The organism is Pseudomonas sp. 21615526 (genome assembly GCF_013386245.1).
Taxonomy (GTDB): Bacteria; Pseudomonadota; Gammaproteobacteria; order Pseudomonadales; family Pseudomonadaceae; genus Aquipseudomonas.
This window is the reverse complement of sequence record NZ_JACAOM010000148.1, coordinates 1-14,275: the sequence shown is the minus strand read 5'-3', so window position 1 is coordinate 14,275 and position 14,275 is coordinate 1. Positions and strand designations below refer to the sequence as shown.

Below are 14,275 nucleotides of genomic sequence, written 5' to 3'. Positions count from 1 at the left end.
AGAGCGGAACCCATATCAGCAACAACCCAAATAACGGATATACACCCAAATCCAAACCCACAAACCACCTTACGGCAGCAAAGCCAACTCAATCAGCTCATGCAGTTCTTCAACCTCAAGCGGCGCGGTAGAAAACAGATTACGAAACACGGTGGGCGCAACAATCAAATTGATCAGCCGATCCACGCTGGGAAGTGTCCCGGCGTCGTCGGTGTACCGATCCAGGATCGTCTCCAACTGCCCGGTGAGAATCCCCACGCAATACCCCGGCGCTTGACTGCATTGCACATCACGCATCATCTCGCGGCCAAGGTCCGAGCTCATCTCATCGCGGTATTGCTCACCCCAGGCCCGCAGGTCTCCGCGCAGGCTGCCGGTATCAGCCGGCTCACTGTCCGGGCGCAGACGGGCCATCGCAACATCGGCCAGCAGCGCCGCCAAGTCACCCCAGCGCCGGTAGATGGTCGAAGGCGTCACTCCGGCGCGCGTGGCTATCTGCGGCACGGTCACGCTGGAACGGTCCTGCTCTTCGAGCAATTCACGCACCGCCGAATGCACTGATTCCTGGACCCGGGCACTACGGCCCCCCGGGCGGAGCCCTTCTTTTATCGCCATGCGTAAAACCTTAACACAAAGAATTTGCTTTAAGCGCCATCCAGTAGCACACTCCGCAAAAGCAAAATATTAGCTTTAGCGGAGCGTGCCCATGTCCAGCGTTACTTCTCATCGTTCCAGCCTGGTGTTTCTGGCGATCACCTTGCTGACGTTTCTCGCCGCCTCCAGCGCGCCGACCCCGTTGTACCACCTCTATCAAGAGGGCCTGCACTTTTCGGCGGCGATGTTGACCCTGGTATTTGGCATTTACGCCTTGAGCCTGCTGGCTGCATTGCTGACCGTGGGTTCACTGTCGGACCACCTGGGGCGCAAGCCGGTAATTTTTGCCGCGCTGCTCCTCGATATGCTGGCGATGCTGCTGTTTATCAATGCCGACAGCGTCGGCTGGCTGATTGCCGCCCGCACGGTACAAGGCTTTGCCACCGGCATGGCCACCGCCGTACTGGGCGCCGCATTGCTCGACACCGACCGCCAGCAAGGCCCGCTGATCAACAGCGTAGCGCCTTTGCTGGGCATGGCCTGCGGGGCCATGGGCTGCAGCCTGCTGGTGGAGTTCGCGCCGATGCCGACCACGTTGATTTACTGGACCCTGCTCGGGTTGATGATCCTGCAGGCATTGTACGTCTGGCGCCTGCCGGAGACAGTCAGCCGGATTCCGGGGGCCCTGGCCTCGCTATGGCCCACCTTGCATGTACCGCCCCAGGCCCGACGCGCCTTGTGGATCTCGTTGCCGGTAGACGTAGCCGTATGGGCCATGGGCGGTTTTTATCTGTCCCTGGCGCCCTCGCTGGTGCGGGCGGCGACCGGGTCCACCTCGAACCTGATCGGCGGCGGGCTGGTGGCGGTGTTGACGCTGAGCGGTGCGGTGATGATTTTCAGCCTGCGCAACCGCCCAGCGGACAAAGTCCTGCGGTTGGGCGCCGTGCTGCTGGCGGTGGGTGTTGCGCTGATCCTCACGGCCGTCCACAGCGCCAGCCTGCCGCTGTTCTTCATTGCCACGCTGATCGCCGGCGGTGGTTTTGGCTCGGGATTCCTCGGTGCGCTGCGCAGTGTTTTGCCGTTGGCCTTGCCCCATGAGCGGGCGGGCTTGATGTCGGCGTTCTATGTGCTGAGTTACCTGGCGTTCTGTGTGCCGTCGCTGTTGGCGGGCAACTTGACGCGCACCTTCGGTTTGATCGCCACCACCGACGGTTATGGCGTGGTGCTGATCGTATTGGCACTCGGCGCGTTGGTGGCGTTGCTAATGCAGGATTTGGCGAAGAGCAGGGCGACGGCGGGTAATTGATTCGGTAATAATTCGTCACCCTTACGCCTTGGGATTCACCCATGAAGATCATCCGCAGCAAAGAATTCACCGGCAGCCGCGCCTGGGAGGCGCTGGACATCGCCAATATGAATGGCATCACCACCCGTTTGCATTGGACCGACCAGCCGTATCGCTGGCACGTGAATGACGGCGAAGAGGTGTTCGTGGTGCTTGATGGCCAGGTGCAGATGCACTATCGCGAAAACGGCAGCGAACAGATGGCCTTGCTTGAGGTAGGCGACATCTTCTACGCCAGTGTCGGCACCGAGCATGTGGCCCATCCACAGGGCCCGGCACGGATTCTGGTGATTGAAACCGAAGGCAGCGTTTAATCACATATCTACGAAACAGATAACAGTTAGAGATATTACTCGTTATATAGATATTCGATTCGGTTCTACCATGGTCTCAACCTCATGCGAGGAAGAGGACTACACCATGACTTGCCCGAATACGCTTCACAGCAGCTTGAAACCCTTCAGTCACCTGACCCGTCCCCGGGAAGTGATTCGCCAGTTCACCCCCAACTGGTTTGCCGCCACCATGGGCACCGGGGTGCTGGCGTTGGCGCTGGCGCAATTGCCGGTCAACCTGGCGGGGCTGCACGCCGTGGCCGAAGGGCTGTGGCTGTTTACCATCGGCCTGTTTGTGCTGTTCAGCGTGCTGTATGCGGCGCGCTGGGTGATGTTTTTCCACGAGGCCCGGCGCATTTTCGGGCACTCCACGGTGTCGATGTTCTTCGGCACCATCCCCATGGGCCTGGCGACCATTATCAACGGCTTCCTGCTGTTTGGCGTGCCGCGCTGGGGGGATGGCGTGGTGCAACTGGCCGAGGTGCTGTGGTGGCTCGACGTCGCGATGGCCCTGGCCTGCGGGGTGCTGATCCCGTTCATGATGTTCACCCGTCAGGAACACAGTATCGACCAGATGACTGCCGTGTGGCTGTTGCCGGTGGTGGCCGCGGAAGTCGCCGCCGCCAGCGGTGGCCTGCTGGCGCCGCACCTGGCCGACGCCCATTCGCAACTGGTGATGCTGGTGACCAGCTACGTGCTGTGGGCGTTCTCCCTGCCGGTGGCGTTCAGCATCCTGACCATCCTGATGCTGCGCATGGCCCTGCATAAACTGCCACACGCCAATATGGCCGCGTCGAGCTGGCTGGCTCTAGGTCCCATCGGCACCGGTGCCCTGGGCATGCTGGTACTGGGCGGTGATGCACCTGCCATCTTTGCCGCCAACGGTCTGCCCGGCGTCGGTGAGATGGCCAACGGCATCGGCCTGGTCGCAGGCATCACCCTGTGGGGCTTCGGCTTGTGGTGGATGCTGATCGCGGTGCTGATCACCCTGCGTTACCTGCGGGCCGGTATCCCGTTCAACCTTGGCTGGTGGGGCTTCACCTTCCCGTTGGGCGTGTACTCGCTGGCCACGCTGAAACTGGCGAGCACCTTGCACCTGGGTTTTTTCAGCATCGTTGGTTGCGTGTTGGTGGCGGCGCTGGCGCTGATGTGGCTGATTGTCGCCAAGCGCACGGTGCAGGGCGCCTATAAAGGCGAGCTTTTTGTATCGCCGTGCATTGCAGGACTAGCGAATAAGTAAGCAGGATTAGGTAAAGTCGTGGCCTGGAAAAACCAATAACAGCCTTCAGGCCACGCAGGAACACGGACGATGAGCCACCCCTCGCAATTCACTTTGCTGCGCAAACGGCGTTTCCTGCCGTTCTTCATTACCCAGTCCCTTGGTGCGTTCAACGACAATATATTCAAGCAGTCGTTGATCCTGGCGATTCTCTACAAGCTGACCATCGAGGGCGACCGCTCGATCTGGGTCAATCTCTGCGCGTTGCTGTTTATCCTGCCGTTCTTCCTGTTCTCGGCCCTGGCCGGGCAATTTGGCGAGAAGTTCAACAAGGACGCGCTGATCCGGGTGATCAAGATCGGCGAAATCGTGATCATGTCCGTGGGCGCGGTGGGTTTCATGTTCAACCACCTGGAGCTGATGCTGCTGGCGCTGTTTGCCATGGGCACGCACTCGGCGCTGTTCGGGCCGGTGAAGTACTCGATCATGCCCCAGGCCCTGTACGAAGATGAGCTGGTGGGCGGCAATGGCCTGGTGGAAATGGGCACGTTCCTCGCGATCCTCGCGGGCACCATTGGCGCCGGGATCATGATGTCGTCCACCCATTACGCGCCGGTGGTCTCGACGGCCATCGTCGGCATTGCGGTGCTGGGCTACCTGGCCAGCCGCAGCATTCCGCGCGCGGCGGCGTCCAGCCCCGAGATGCGCCTGAACTGGAATATCTTCAGTCAGTCCTGGGCCACCTTGAAGCTCGGCCTGGGGCAGACACCGGCGGTGTCGCGCTCGATTGTCGGCAACTCGTGGTTCTGGTTTGTCGGCGCGATCTACCTGACGCAAATCCCGGCCTACGCCAAGGAATGGATGTACGGCGACGAGACTGTGGTAACGCTGATCCTCACGGTGTTCTCGGTGGGCATCGCACTGGGTTCGATGCTGTGCGAAAAGCTCTCCGGGCGCAAAGTCGAGATCGGCCTGGTGCCGTTCGGCTCGTTCGGTTTGACCGTGTTCGGCCTGCTGTTGTGGTGGCATTCCGGCGGCTTCCCGCAGAACGTCCAGGCCAACGACTGGATCGCCGTGCTGAGTTACGGCCAGGCGTGGTGGGTGTTGTTCGATATCCTCGGCCTTGGCGTATTCGGCGGCTTCTATATCGTGCCGCTGTACGCGTTGATTCAGTCGCGTACCGCCGAGAACGAGCGGGCGCGGGTGATCGCGGCCAACAACATTCTCAATGCGCTGTTCATGGTGGTCTCGGCGATCGTCTCGATCCTGCTGCTGAGCGTGGCCAAGCTGTCGATTCCCGAGCTGTTCCTGGTGGTGTCGCTGCTGAACATCGCGGTCAACACCTACATCTTCAAGATCGTGCCCGAGTTCACCATGCGTTTCATGATCTGGCTGCTCAGCCATTCCATGTACCGCGTCGAGCACAAGAACCTCGAGCTGATCCCAGACGAGGGCGCGGCGTTGCTGGTGTGCAATCACGTGTCGTTTGTCGATGCGCTGTTGATTGCCGGTTCGGTGCGTCGGCCGATTCGTTTTGTCATGTACTACAAGATCTACAACCTGCCGGTTTTGAACTTTATCTTCCGCACTGCCGGGGCGATTCCGATTGCCGGGCGGCATGAGGACATCCAGATCTACGAAAAGGCCTTCCAGCGGATTGCCCACTACCTTAAGGACGGCGAGCTGGTGTGCATCTTCCCGGAAGGAAAATTGACCTCCGATGGCGAGATGAACGAGTTCCGAAGCGGCGTGACGCGGATTCTTGCAGAGACGCCGGTGCCGGTGATTCCGATGGCGTTGCAGGGGTTGTGGGGGAGTTTTTTCAGTCGTGACCCGAACAAGGGCTTCTTTCACCGGATCTGGTCGCGGGTGACCCTGGTGGCCGGCGCGCCGGTGACGGTAGAGGCGGCGACGCCAGAGGCGTTGCATGGTCTGGTTGGCACGTTGAGGGGTGATCTCAAGTAGTCAAGTTCTGGTGCTCAGGACCTTCTGCGCTGAAGGGCCTGGGCAGGGACTGACTTTGATGTGGGACAACGCTTGCAGTTTGTAGTTTTGGGTAATAAATCACTCATCCTGCGGAACCATTTCTTTCTAATTGCCACGCAGTCATCGTAGTTGTCTAACGCTAAGGATGATTTTCGATGAACATGCAAGTGAGTACTAACCCTCCCGCTTTACAACCGCCTTTACATACTCTTTCTACAGCACCCTCCGATAAGTTACAGGATAAACAGGGCGAGCCTTCTGCGCCGATAAAGATCATCCCGAATATGCCATTCAATGAAGGTGGGGTCCAGATAGATTTAAGTGTTAGGGGCGGCGGGCGTGGTTTTTTCTCCCCGCCAAAAGACCAGGCGTTAACGATTAAGACGGGTGACAGCGCGGACAAAATTCATATTAAAAATTCGGCTGATGGAGGATTGACCGCCGAGATTAATGGCAAGACCTACGACATTCCTTTCGATACCAAGAGTAATGGTCAGCAGCATCTTGAGATCCAAAGCAACGGCGGAGACGACAATGTCACTATTGACGACGACGTAAAAGTGCCCGTCAGCGTCAAGCTGGGAGCCGGCAACGATCGATTCAACGCTGGAGGCGGCAGGACCTATGTCTACGGCGGTGTTGGTAATGACACCATTCAATTGGGCAGCGGTGTCGGGTATGCCGAGGGCAACGATGGGGATGACACGATCACCGGAGGCTCGGCATATAGCGTCATGTATGGGGGTAACGGCAACGACAAGTTGCGGGGAGCAGGTGGTGGCACTTACATGGACGGTGGCAGCGGCAATGATTCGCTGCGTGGAGGCGGTGGGAAGAACGTCATGAATGGCGGAAAGGGAAATGATGTTGTAGATGGTGGTGCTGGTCAGAATACAATTTATACCGGCAAGGGGCAGGATACGGTTAATTCAGTATCTGATAAGGATATTGTTTACGGCAAGAAAGACGACACTATAAAACGCACGGGGAACTCTAAGTTCGTTGAGGTGACGCCGTCTGACGTTGGTAAAAAAGCGTTTGAGGTTAAAGGGGATGGTGAGTTCAAGCAGCGCGTTGAAGATGATCTAGAGTTTTTTCGGGGTTCTCCAGTAGGGCAAAAAATGCTTGGGGCGTTAGACAAGACTCCCGCGCCGATAAAAATAGAGAAGGTGCCAGAGTCGGAGGGTATCTTTTATAAGTACGGACGTAAGGGCTTACAACCACTCAATGAGCACCCACCTCAAGATTCGCAACACGGATTCATCACTAATAACACGCCAGGTATGCCGGCTGATGATGCAACAGTCTCCTACAACCCTTCGTTCATTATGGACAAGTACGAGCGTCCAGGCGTCTCAACCCTGTTCCATGAGTTCGCCCATGCGTACGACGGTGTCGACGGTAAGTTCTTGCCCGGAGAAACTGAAGTACCGCCAGAAACTAGCGATCCCCGCAGGCCAACTCGTGAGCCAAATTTGGAGCGGCAAGCCGTTGGGTTACCAACGGACGGTGAACCTTATGATTTTGATAATGACCCCTCAACGCCCCCTACCAGTACAAACCCGGAGCCGTATAACGAAAATGCACTTTACAAGGAATGGGGGAAAGAACCGCGTGAACGCTACTATGACGTCTGATGCATCACAGAGTAGTAAATAGCGTGCCGTACTCGGTGGACTATTAAGTCCACCTTGTTTTTATTGCCGGTGAGTGGCTCAGGCGCTGATCTTGAGCCCGATCAGCCCACAGATAATCAACGCCACACTGGCCAGTCGAAACAACGCCATGGATTCTCCAAACAGGATAATCCCGGCAATCACCGTGCCCACCGCACCGACTCCGGTCCAGATGGCATAGGCGGTGCCCAGCGGCAGTTCCTTCATGGCCAGCCCCAGCAACCCGAGGCTGACGGCCATGGCGGCAATCGTCAGGGCCGTGGGCAGTGGCTTGCTGAAACCGTCGGTGTATTTCAGTCCGACGGCCCAGCCGACTTCAAACAGTCCGGCAAAAAACAGAATGATCCAGGACATGGTGACCTTCCTTTATAGAAGTGGGGTCGTCCCCGGATTAAGCGCTTGATTGCGTCGCAGGGTCGTCCCCGCGAAGCCCGGTAGAGTGCCGAATATTGATCAGGTGATCAAGTTTCGGACTTGCCTGCCAACAATTCGCGGTCTTCCTTTTCGCTCATCCGCCGGAAGTACGTAGCCAGGAGTGCCCCGGAAATATTGTGCCAGACGCTGAACAGCGCACTCGGCACCGCCGCCAGCGGCGAGAAATGCGCACTTGCCAGTGCGGCGCCCAAGCCGGAGTTCTGCATGCCCACTTCCAGCGACAGGGATTTGCGTTGTGCCAGCGGCAGCCCGAACACACGGCCGGTGAAATAGCCCAGCAGGAAGCCAAAGGTGTTATGCAGGATCACCACCGCCATGATCAACAGGCCCGACTCGGCAATCTTCGCCTGGCTGGCCGCCACCACGGCGGCGACAATCGCCACGATGCTGACCACCGACACCAGCGGCAACACCTCGACCGCATGCCGTACCCGGGCGCCCAGCAAGCGCTGCGCCACCACGCCCAACACGATCGGCAGCAGCACCACTTGCAGGATCGACCAGAACAACTCCATGAACGACACCGGCAACCAGGCCGAGGCCAGCAGCCAGATCAGCGCGGGCGTCAGCAGCGGAGCGAGGAGGGTGGTGACGGCGGCAATGGCCACCGACAGGGCCAGGTCGCCTCGGGCCAGCCAGGTCATGACGTTGGACGACGTGCCGCTCGGGCAGCAGCCGACGAGGATCACACCGACGGCAATTTCCGGTGGCAGGTGAAAGACCTGGCACAGCAGCCAGGCCACGCCGGGCATGATCACGAAATGCGCGACCACACCCAATGCCACGCGCCACGGATGGCGCGCGACTTCAGCGAAATCTTCAAGTTTGAGGGTCAGCCCCATGCCGAACATTACCAGGCCCAACAGCGGCACGATGGCGCCTTTGAGGCCGAGAAACCAGGCGGGTTGCAGGAACGCAACCACGGCAAAAATCAGCACCCAGTAGGCGAAGGTATTGCCGACGAAACGGCTCAAGGCGGCGAGTGCACGCATGGGGTTGGTCCTTGTTATTCGATTTTGGAAGTGCGCATGCGATCAAATGTGGGAGCGAGCAAGCCCGCTCCCACATTTTGATCTTCACAAGGCTTTAGATACCTTGTGGGGTTTCTTCGCCACCCAGTGCCTCAACCAACGCCGGCAGGAAGTCGCCAAACGTCAGCATCATCAGGGTAAAGCTGGCGTCCTGCTGGCCCAGTGCTTCGTCGCCGCCGTCCTGTTCCGCCTGATCCTGCAGCAGGTCTTCGAACTTCAGGCGCTTGACGGTCATTTTGTCGTCCAGCATGAAGGACAGCTTGTCCTGCCAAGCCAGGGACAACTGGGTCACGACTTTGCCGGTGGTCAGGTGCAGCTGGATCTCTTCGCCGGTCAGGTCCTGGCGTTTGCAGCGCACGATGCCGCCGTCTTCGTGGGTGTCGCGCAGTTCGCATTCGTCGAGGACGAAGAAGTCATCGGCCGGTTTCTGGGTGGTGACCCAGTCGGTCATGATGGCGGTTGGCGCGGTTTTCACGGTCAGCGGACGTACTGGCAGGGTGCCGATCACTTCACGCAGGGTGGACAGCAGGTCTTCGGCACGTTTCGGGCTGGCGGAGTTCACCAGGATCAGGCCTTGTTTCGGCGCGATGGCGGCGAAGGTCGACGAGCGACGGATGAACGCGCGCGGCAGGAAGGCCTGGATGATTTCATCCTTGATCTGGTCGCGTTCCTTTTTGTAGACCTTGCGCATTTGCTCGGCTTCGATCTCTTCGACCTTTTCCTTCACCGCATCACGCACCACGCTACCCGGCAGGATACGTTCTTCCTTGCGCGCAGCGATCAGCAGGAAATCACCGCTGACGTGTACCAGGGGCGCGTCTTCGCCTTTACCGAAAGGGGCGACGAAACCGTAAGTGGTCAATTCCTGGCTTGCACAAGGGCGCGCCAGTTTGGTGGCCAGTGCAGTTTCCAACGCCTCGGCATCAACAGGCAGATCTTGGGTCAGGCGATAGATAAGCAGGTTTTTGAACCACATGGGGTGAGTCTCTCCTTATATACAAAGGGGGGCATTATTCTCCTCATGGCGTCATAGGCCAACCCTCGCTAAGCCATTGGAAGGCCTGAAAAAAATTATTTAAGAAAGTGCTTGCCAGACCATGGGTCGCTCCGTAGAATGCGCGCCACACCGAAAGTGAAGGGTGATTAGCTCAGCTGGGAGAGCGTCTGCCTTACAAGCAGAATGTCGGCGGTTCGATCCCGTCATCACCCACCATTCGCTTTATGTGTTACGCGCAGCGGTAGTTCAGTCGGTTAGAATACCGGCCTGTCACGCCGGGGGTCGCGGGTTCGAGTCCCGTCCGCTGCGCCATATTCGGTCACCTGGAACGCTGAACGCCAGGTACCACAGGAAGCCCGCTCATTGAGCGGGCTTTTTGCTGTCTGGGGTTTGCTAAAACCGCCGGTCTAAAAAACGCCCCCGATCATGTGCAGTGATCGGGGGCGTTTTTGATTGGGTTTAGAAATCCCAGCGGGTACTGACCATTACGTTGCGAGGGTCGCCATAGTACGACGAGTTGTAGAAGCCGATGTTGGTGTAATACGACTTGTCGAACACGTTGTTGACGTTGACGGTCGCCGACACGCTGTCGGTGATCTGATAGCGGGCCATCAGGTCCACCAGCCAGTAGGGATCCTGGGCAAATTTTTCTTGAGCGCCGCCCTTGGCCCAGTTGCTCAGTACCTGCCAGCCTTGACCCTGCCAACGCGCGCCGCCGCCGAGGGTGAGTTTGTCGAGGCTGCCGGTCAGCTTGTAGCTGGTATAGACATTGACCTGATCTTCCGGCTCCCAGGTCGATACCTTCTTGCCGCTTTCATCACGGGCAATCTTGTGGGTGTAGCCTGCCTGCAACTGCCAGCCGGGTGCCAGCTCGCCAGAGATTTCCGCCTCGTAACCCTTGGTTTTCGAAGTGATCGGCTTATAGGCGTAGTCGCGAGCGGGGTTGGTTGGATTGGCGTTGTACTCCGTATCTTCCTCGGGGCGGTTTTTTTCGTGAACCTCGAAGTAGGCGATGCTGGAATTCAGGCGCCCTTCGAAGAATTCACCTTTGAGCCCCACTTCGTAGTTCTTGCCTTCATCCGGCTCCAGCAATTTGTTGTTGCGATCACGGTTGAACGACTGCGGCAGGAAAATTTCCGTGTAACTGGCGTAGGCCGACACGTTGTCGTTCAGGTCGTATACCAGGCCTGCATAGGGCAAGACCTTGCCGCTTTTTTTCGTATCACTGGTGCCGGTGACCTGGAAGTCTGCAACGCGCGTGCCCAGCAGCAGCGAAAGATCGTCCGTGAGGCTGAAGCGAGCGGTCATGTAGCTGCCGGTCTGGCGGGTGATTTCATCGTTTTTGTTGGTGACTTCGCCCCAGTCCGGCTTCGGGATGTCGCCGTTCCAGTTGTAATAGTCGAAGTTATTGTTGGGCAGGCTGGCGTTGGTGTAGTCCTTGCCTTTCCAGTGGGAGCGGGAAACCGAGGTGCCGACCACCAACTGGTGTTCTCGGCCAAACAGGTCGAAGGGGCCAGAGGTGTAAAGGTCGGCGCTGTCGCTGACGGTTTCACCTGTGTATTTGCGCGCCAGCACTGAGGGCAAACCTGGGCTCACGAAACCCAGGGGGGCGTTGTAACCGTTGATTTGATGGTTGTACTGACCTTTGGCGACCCAGCCATTTTCGAAGCTGTGTTCAAGGGTGGCAAAGGCGGTGCGCGTGTACTGCTGCCAACTGCTCCACCGTGGCCCGTTGTTGAATGAGCGCTTGGAGCCAATGCGATTGCCGGATTCGTCATACAGCGAGGCACTGCCGGTCCAGCTTGAGCCTTTGGGGTCATTATCCTGATAGTCCGCGCCCACGGTCAGCAGGGTATCCGGCGACAGGTCCGCCTCCAGGATGCCGTAGTAGACGCTGGTTTTGCGTTGGTAATGGTCCATGAAGGACTGTTTGTCTTGATGGGCCGCCACGGCTCGGCCGCGGATGTTCCCGGTTTCGGTCAAGGGACCGCTGACGTCAACTTCCGATCGGTAGTTGTCCCAGGAACCGGCGCCAAGGTCGATATGGCCCTTGAATTCCTGGGTAGGTTTCTTGCGGATCATATTGATGGTGCCACCAGGGCCACCGGCGCCAGTGAGCAGGCCAGTGGCGCCCTTGAGGATTTCTACCCGGTCATAGATCACCATGTCGGTGAGGGTATGGCCGGACGAATACTGCGGGTCTTGCAGGATAGGAATACCGTCGTACTGGAAGTTGCGAATCGCGAAGCCGCGGGAGTAATAGCTGGTACGGTCGCTGTCATACGTTGCCACGGTGATGCCCGGGGTATGGCGCATCACGTCGTCGATGGAGTTGAGGCCAAAGTCATCCATGGCCTGGCGGGTGACCACCGAGATCGATTGCGGAGTTTCCCGTGGCGTCAGCACCAGGCGGGTAGCGGTGGCGATGGTGCCGGGGGTGTAAGAGCCGGAGCCTTCGGTAATGGTGCCGAGTTGGTTGGCGCTGATCTGCGTCGCCCCCAGCTCCACGGCGCCGGTGGGGGTAGGGTTGGCTTCCAGTGCGTAGACCTGATCACCTTTGACTGCCCGATAACCACTGCCACGCAGCAGCTTTTCAAACCCAACCTCCACGCTATAAGTGCCTTTGAGTCCCGGGCCCGCGAGCCCCTGCAGGTTCTGGGACTGGAACACGATAGCCACGCCCGCTTGCTGGGCGAACTGGTTGAGTGTGGCGCCCAGCGGCCCGGCAGGTATGTCGTAGGCTTGGGCCGCAACGGCTACCGTGTCGGCCTGGGCCAGATGGGTATTGAGCAGCGTCGTCGCGAGCAGTGTGAGGGTCAGCGGCGCGCTGCTCAGCAGGCGTCTGCGAGGCTTGGAAGGGAAGGGCATGGTGAGGGCAGTCCTTTAGTCATCGGTATACCTTCCTTGACGGGCAACCCGAAAAAAAGCGGAAGCAATGCGAATAATTATTTTTTGCTCTCGGTATCCGGGCTGACAATTATCAGCCATGGGGTAAAGGTTTTCAGCGTGATCGGCAGGGTTTGAGCCAGCATCTGCAAGGTGCGGTCGGTGTTATCCAGGGGAAGTACGGCCGAGACCTTGAGACTGGCCAGTGCGGCGCGATCAAACTGCAAGCGGCCCGAACGGTGACGGGCGATCTCATCCAGCACTTCCGGCAACGGTCGGTTATCCACCACCAGTTGATGGCGGCGCCAGGCCCCATTGATGCTCGCCGTATCGATGCTGCCGGAGAGGCGCACGGCATCTTTGCTGAGTCGCGCCTGTGAGCCGGCGTCCACTTCCAGCGTCTGCTGGCCATTCGCGCTTTGGGCGGCAACGCGGGATTCGAGCATGCTCAGCACCGTAACGTCATCCTCGCGCCTGACCACAAATCGCGTACCCAGGGCGCGCAGGGTGCCTTGGGCGGTCTGCACCACAAATGGCCGTTCGCCATCGTGGGCCACTTCCACCAGGATCTCGCCTTGCAGCAATTCGATGCGGCGCTGCCGGCTGTCGAAATGCAGATTCGCCGCACTGATGCCGTTCAGGGTCAGCGTCGAGCCGTCCGCCAGCCGCAGGGTTTTCCATTCGCCGGGGCCGTTGTGCACATCGGCCATCCATTGTTGTGGATAAGGACTGTAGAGCAGCGCCATGGCGGGAAGGCCCAGGCTGCAGGCCAGTACCAACGCGCGGACGTAGTTTTTGCGCGCCTTCCCATGCCGGGGAAAGGCCGCACTCAAGGCCGCCCGGGCCGGTGCCTTTTGCCCGCGCAGGGCCTGCATCCGCGCAATCACATCTTCCATGCGCGCTGCTGATGCGGCGTGTTGCGGGCCTTGCTGCTTCCAGCGCTCGAACGCCTGGCGCTGGGCCTCGGTCAATTCACCTTCGTGGAGGCGAATCATCCATTCGGCGGCTTGTTCATCGATCTGTTGGCGAGAGTCGGGCATGCGCGGCTCAGATGTCCACGCTGTGGCTGCAATGCAGCAGGGCCTGGATCAGGTATTTGCGTACCGTACGTTCCGACAGCTTCAGTTGTCGGGCGATTTGCTGCTGGGTCAGGTCTTCGAGGTAATACAGCACAAACGCCTGGCGCATGTTGTCGTGCATGCCTTCCAGCATGAAGGCAATGTGCTCGAGGGCTTCCAGGGTGGTGTGGATCTGTTCGGGCGACTGGAAACCTTCCAGGGTTTCCACCGTCAGCATCAATTCCTGAAGGTAGGCGTGCTCAATCTGCTTGCGCCGTGCCTGGTCGATGATCAGCCGCCTGGCGGTGGTACTTAAATAGGCGCGGGGTTCGCGGATGGCGGTCACCGACTCGCGGGCGTGCAGAATCCGCGCGAAGGTGTCCTGCGCCACGTCGGCGGCGTTATGGGTACAGCCCAGTTTTCGGCGCAACCAAGTGAACAGCCAGCCGTGATGCTGGCTGTACAGCTCGGTAATCTCCCGTTGGAACGGCGGTTCACCCACAGACATAAGGCCCGGCCCAGGTGTTATTGAGAATAATTGTTAATTGTGGGGCCAAGGCTTGGGCAAACGCAATAGACTCGCGTTTGCACCCAAAGCGCCGGTTTTGCGGGGTGCGCGGGGTCGAAGACAAAATATTTTAAATAAATTGCATTTAAATCATGACATTACGGAAAAATGCTATAGAATGCGCCCCACACCGAAAGTGAAGGGT

Annotated in this window: 12 protein-coding genes and 2 tRNA genes; 7 read left to right on the top strand and 7 right to left on the bottom strand. The window is 58.8% G+C overall.

What is annotated here, in order from left to right; all coding sequences use genetic code 11:
• Positions 1-69 precede the first annotated feature (69 nt).
• Positions 70-615 carry a TetR/AcrR family transcriptional regulator gene (locus HX786_RS29040; protein ID WP_087695266.1) on the bottom strand — a complete coding sequence of 182 codons (546 nt, stop codon included), beginning with the start codon at positions 613-615 and terminating at the stop codon, positions 70-72.
• Between the two features lie 91 nt (positions 616-706).
• Between HX786_RS29040 and HX786_RS29035 the strand changes: the two genes are divergently transcribed.
• The 5 genes from HX786_RS29035 to HX786_RS29015 all read left to right on the top strand — a co-directional run bounded on the left by HX786_RS29035 (position 707) and on the right by HX786_RS29015 (position 7,116).
• Complete coding sequence (locus tag HX786_RS29035) at positions 707-1,900, top strand: MFS transporter (RefSeq protein ID WP_003212382.1); 1,194 nt, start codon at positions 707-709, stop codon at positions 1,898-1,900.
• Between the two features lie 41 nt (positions 1,901-1,941).
• Positions 1,942-2,253 (top strand): cupin domain-containing protein, encoded by a 312-nt coding sequence (locus HX786_RS29030; protein ID WP_102369631.1) that lies wholly within the window; start codon positions 1,942-1,944, stop codon positions 2,251-2,253.
• Positions 2,254-2,359: 106 nt separating this feature from the next.
• Complete coding sequence (locus HX786_RS29025; protein WP_008430443.1) at positions 2,360-3,514, top strand: TDT family transporter; 1,155 nt, start codon at positions 2,360-2,362, stop codon at positions 3,512-3,514.
• 69 nt (positions 3,515-3,583) lie between these two features.
• The gene (locus HX786_RS29020) at positions 3,584-5,458 is read left to right on the top strand and encodes an MFS transporter (protein ID WP_178912948.1); all 1,875 of its coding nucleotides are present in this window, start codon (positions 3,584-3,586) and stop codon (positions 5,456-5,458) included.
• Positions 5,459-5,634: 176 nt separating this feature from the next.
• The gene (locus HX786_RS29015; protein WP_178912947.1) at positions 5,635-7,116 is read left to right on the top strand and encodes a M91 family zinc metallopeptidase; all 1,482 of its coding nucleotides are present in this window, start codon (positions 5,635-5,637) and stop codon (positions 7,114-7,116) included.
• Between the two features lie 78 nt (positions 7,117-7,194).
• Here HX786_RS29015 and sugE read toward each other — a convergent pair whose 3' ends face one another.
• The 3 genes from sugE to rdgC all read right to left on the bottom strand — a co-directional run bounded on the left by sugE (position 7,195) and on the right by rdgC (position 9,597).
• Entirely contained in the window at positions 7,195-7,509 is a 315-nt protein-coding gene (gene sugE / locus HX786_RS29010; protein ID WP_003190128.1) for a quaternary ammonium compound efflux SMR transporter SugE, read from the bottom strand.
• Between the two features lie 107 nt (positions 7,510-7,616).
• A complete protein-coding gene (locus tag HX786_RS29005) occupies positions 7,617-8,582 on the bottom strand; it encodes a bile acid:sodium symporter family protein (protein ID WP_003212369.1) in 966 nt (321 codons plus the stop codon).
• Positions 8,583-8,676: 94 nt separating this feature from the next.
• A complete protein-coding gene (gene rdgC / locus HX786_RS29000) occupies positions 8,677-9,597 on the bottom strand; it encodes a recombination-associated protein RdgC (RefSeq protein WP_008430455.1) in 921 nt (306 codons plus the stop codon).
• 161 nt (positions 9,598-9,758) lie between these two features.
• Between rdgC and HX786_RS28995 the strand changes: the two genes are divergently transcribed.
• Both HX786_RS28995 and HX786_RS28990 read left to right on the top strand, forming a co-directional pair.
• Positions 9,759-9,834 (top strand) — tRNA-Val (locus HX786_RS28995).
• A gap of 19 nt (positions 9,835-9,853) precedes the next feature.
• Positions 9,854-9,930 (top strand) — tRNA-Asp (locus HX786_RS28990).
• Between the two features lie 147 nt (positions 9,931-10,077).
• On the opposite strand, the gene HX786_RS28985 is transcribed toward HX786_RS28990, so the two are convergent.
• The 3 genes from HX786_RS28985 to HX786_RS28975 all read right to left on the bottom strand — a co-directional run bounded on the left by HX786_RS28985 (position 10,078) and on the right by HX786_RS28975 (position 14,070).
• Positions 10,078-12,486: a TonB-dependent siderophore receptor gene (locus HX786_RS28985; protein WP_178912946.1), complete on the bottom strand. Its 2,409-nt coding sequence runs from the start codon at positions 12,484-12,486 to the stop codon at positions 10,078-10,080.
• Between the two features lie 77 nt (positions 12,487-12,563).
• The gene (locus tag HX786_RS28980) at positions 12,564-13,544 is read right to left on the bottom strand and encodes a FecR family protein (RefSeq protein ID WP_177068171.1); all 981 of its coding nucleotides are present in this window, start codon (positions 13,542-13,544) and stop codon (positions 12,564-12,566) included.
• Between the two features lie 7 nt (positions 13,545-13,551).
• Positions 13,552-14,070, bottom strand: coding sequence for a sigma-70 family RNA polymerase sigma factor (locus HX786_RS28975; RefSeq protein ID WP_177040051.1), 519 nt, complete (start codon positions 14,068-14,070; stop codon positions 13,552-13,554).
• Between the last annotated feature and the right edge of the window lie 205 nt (positions 14,071-14,275).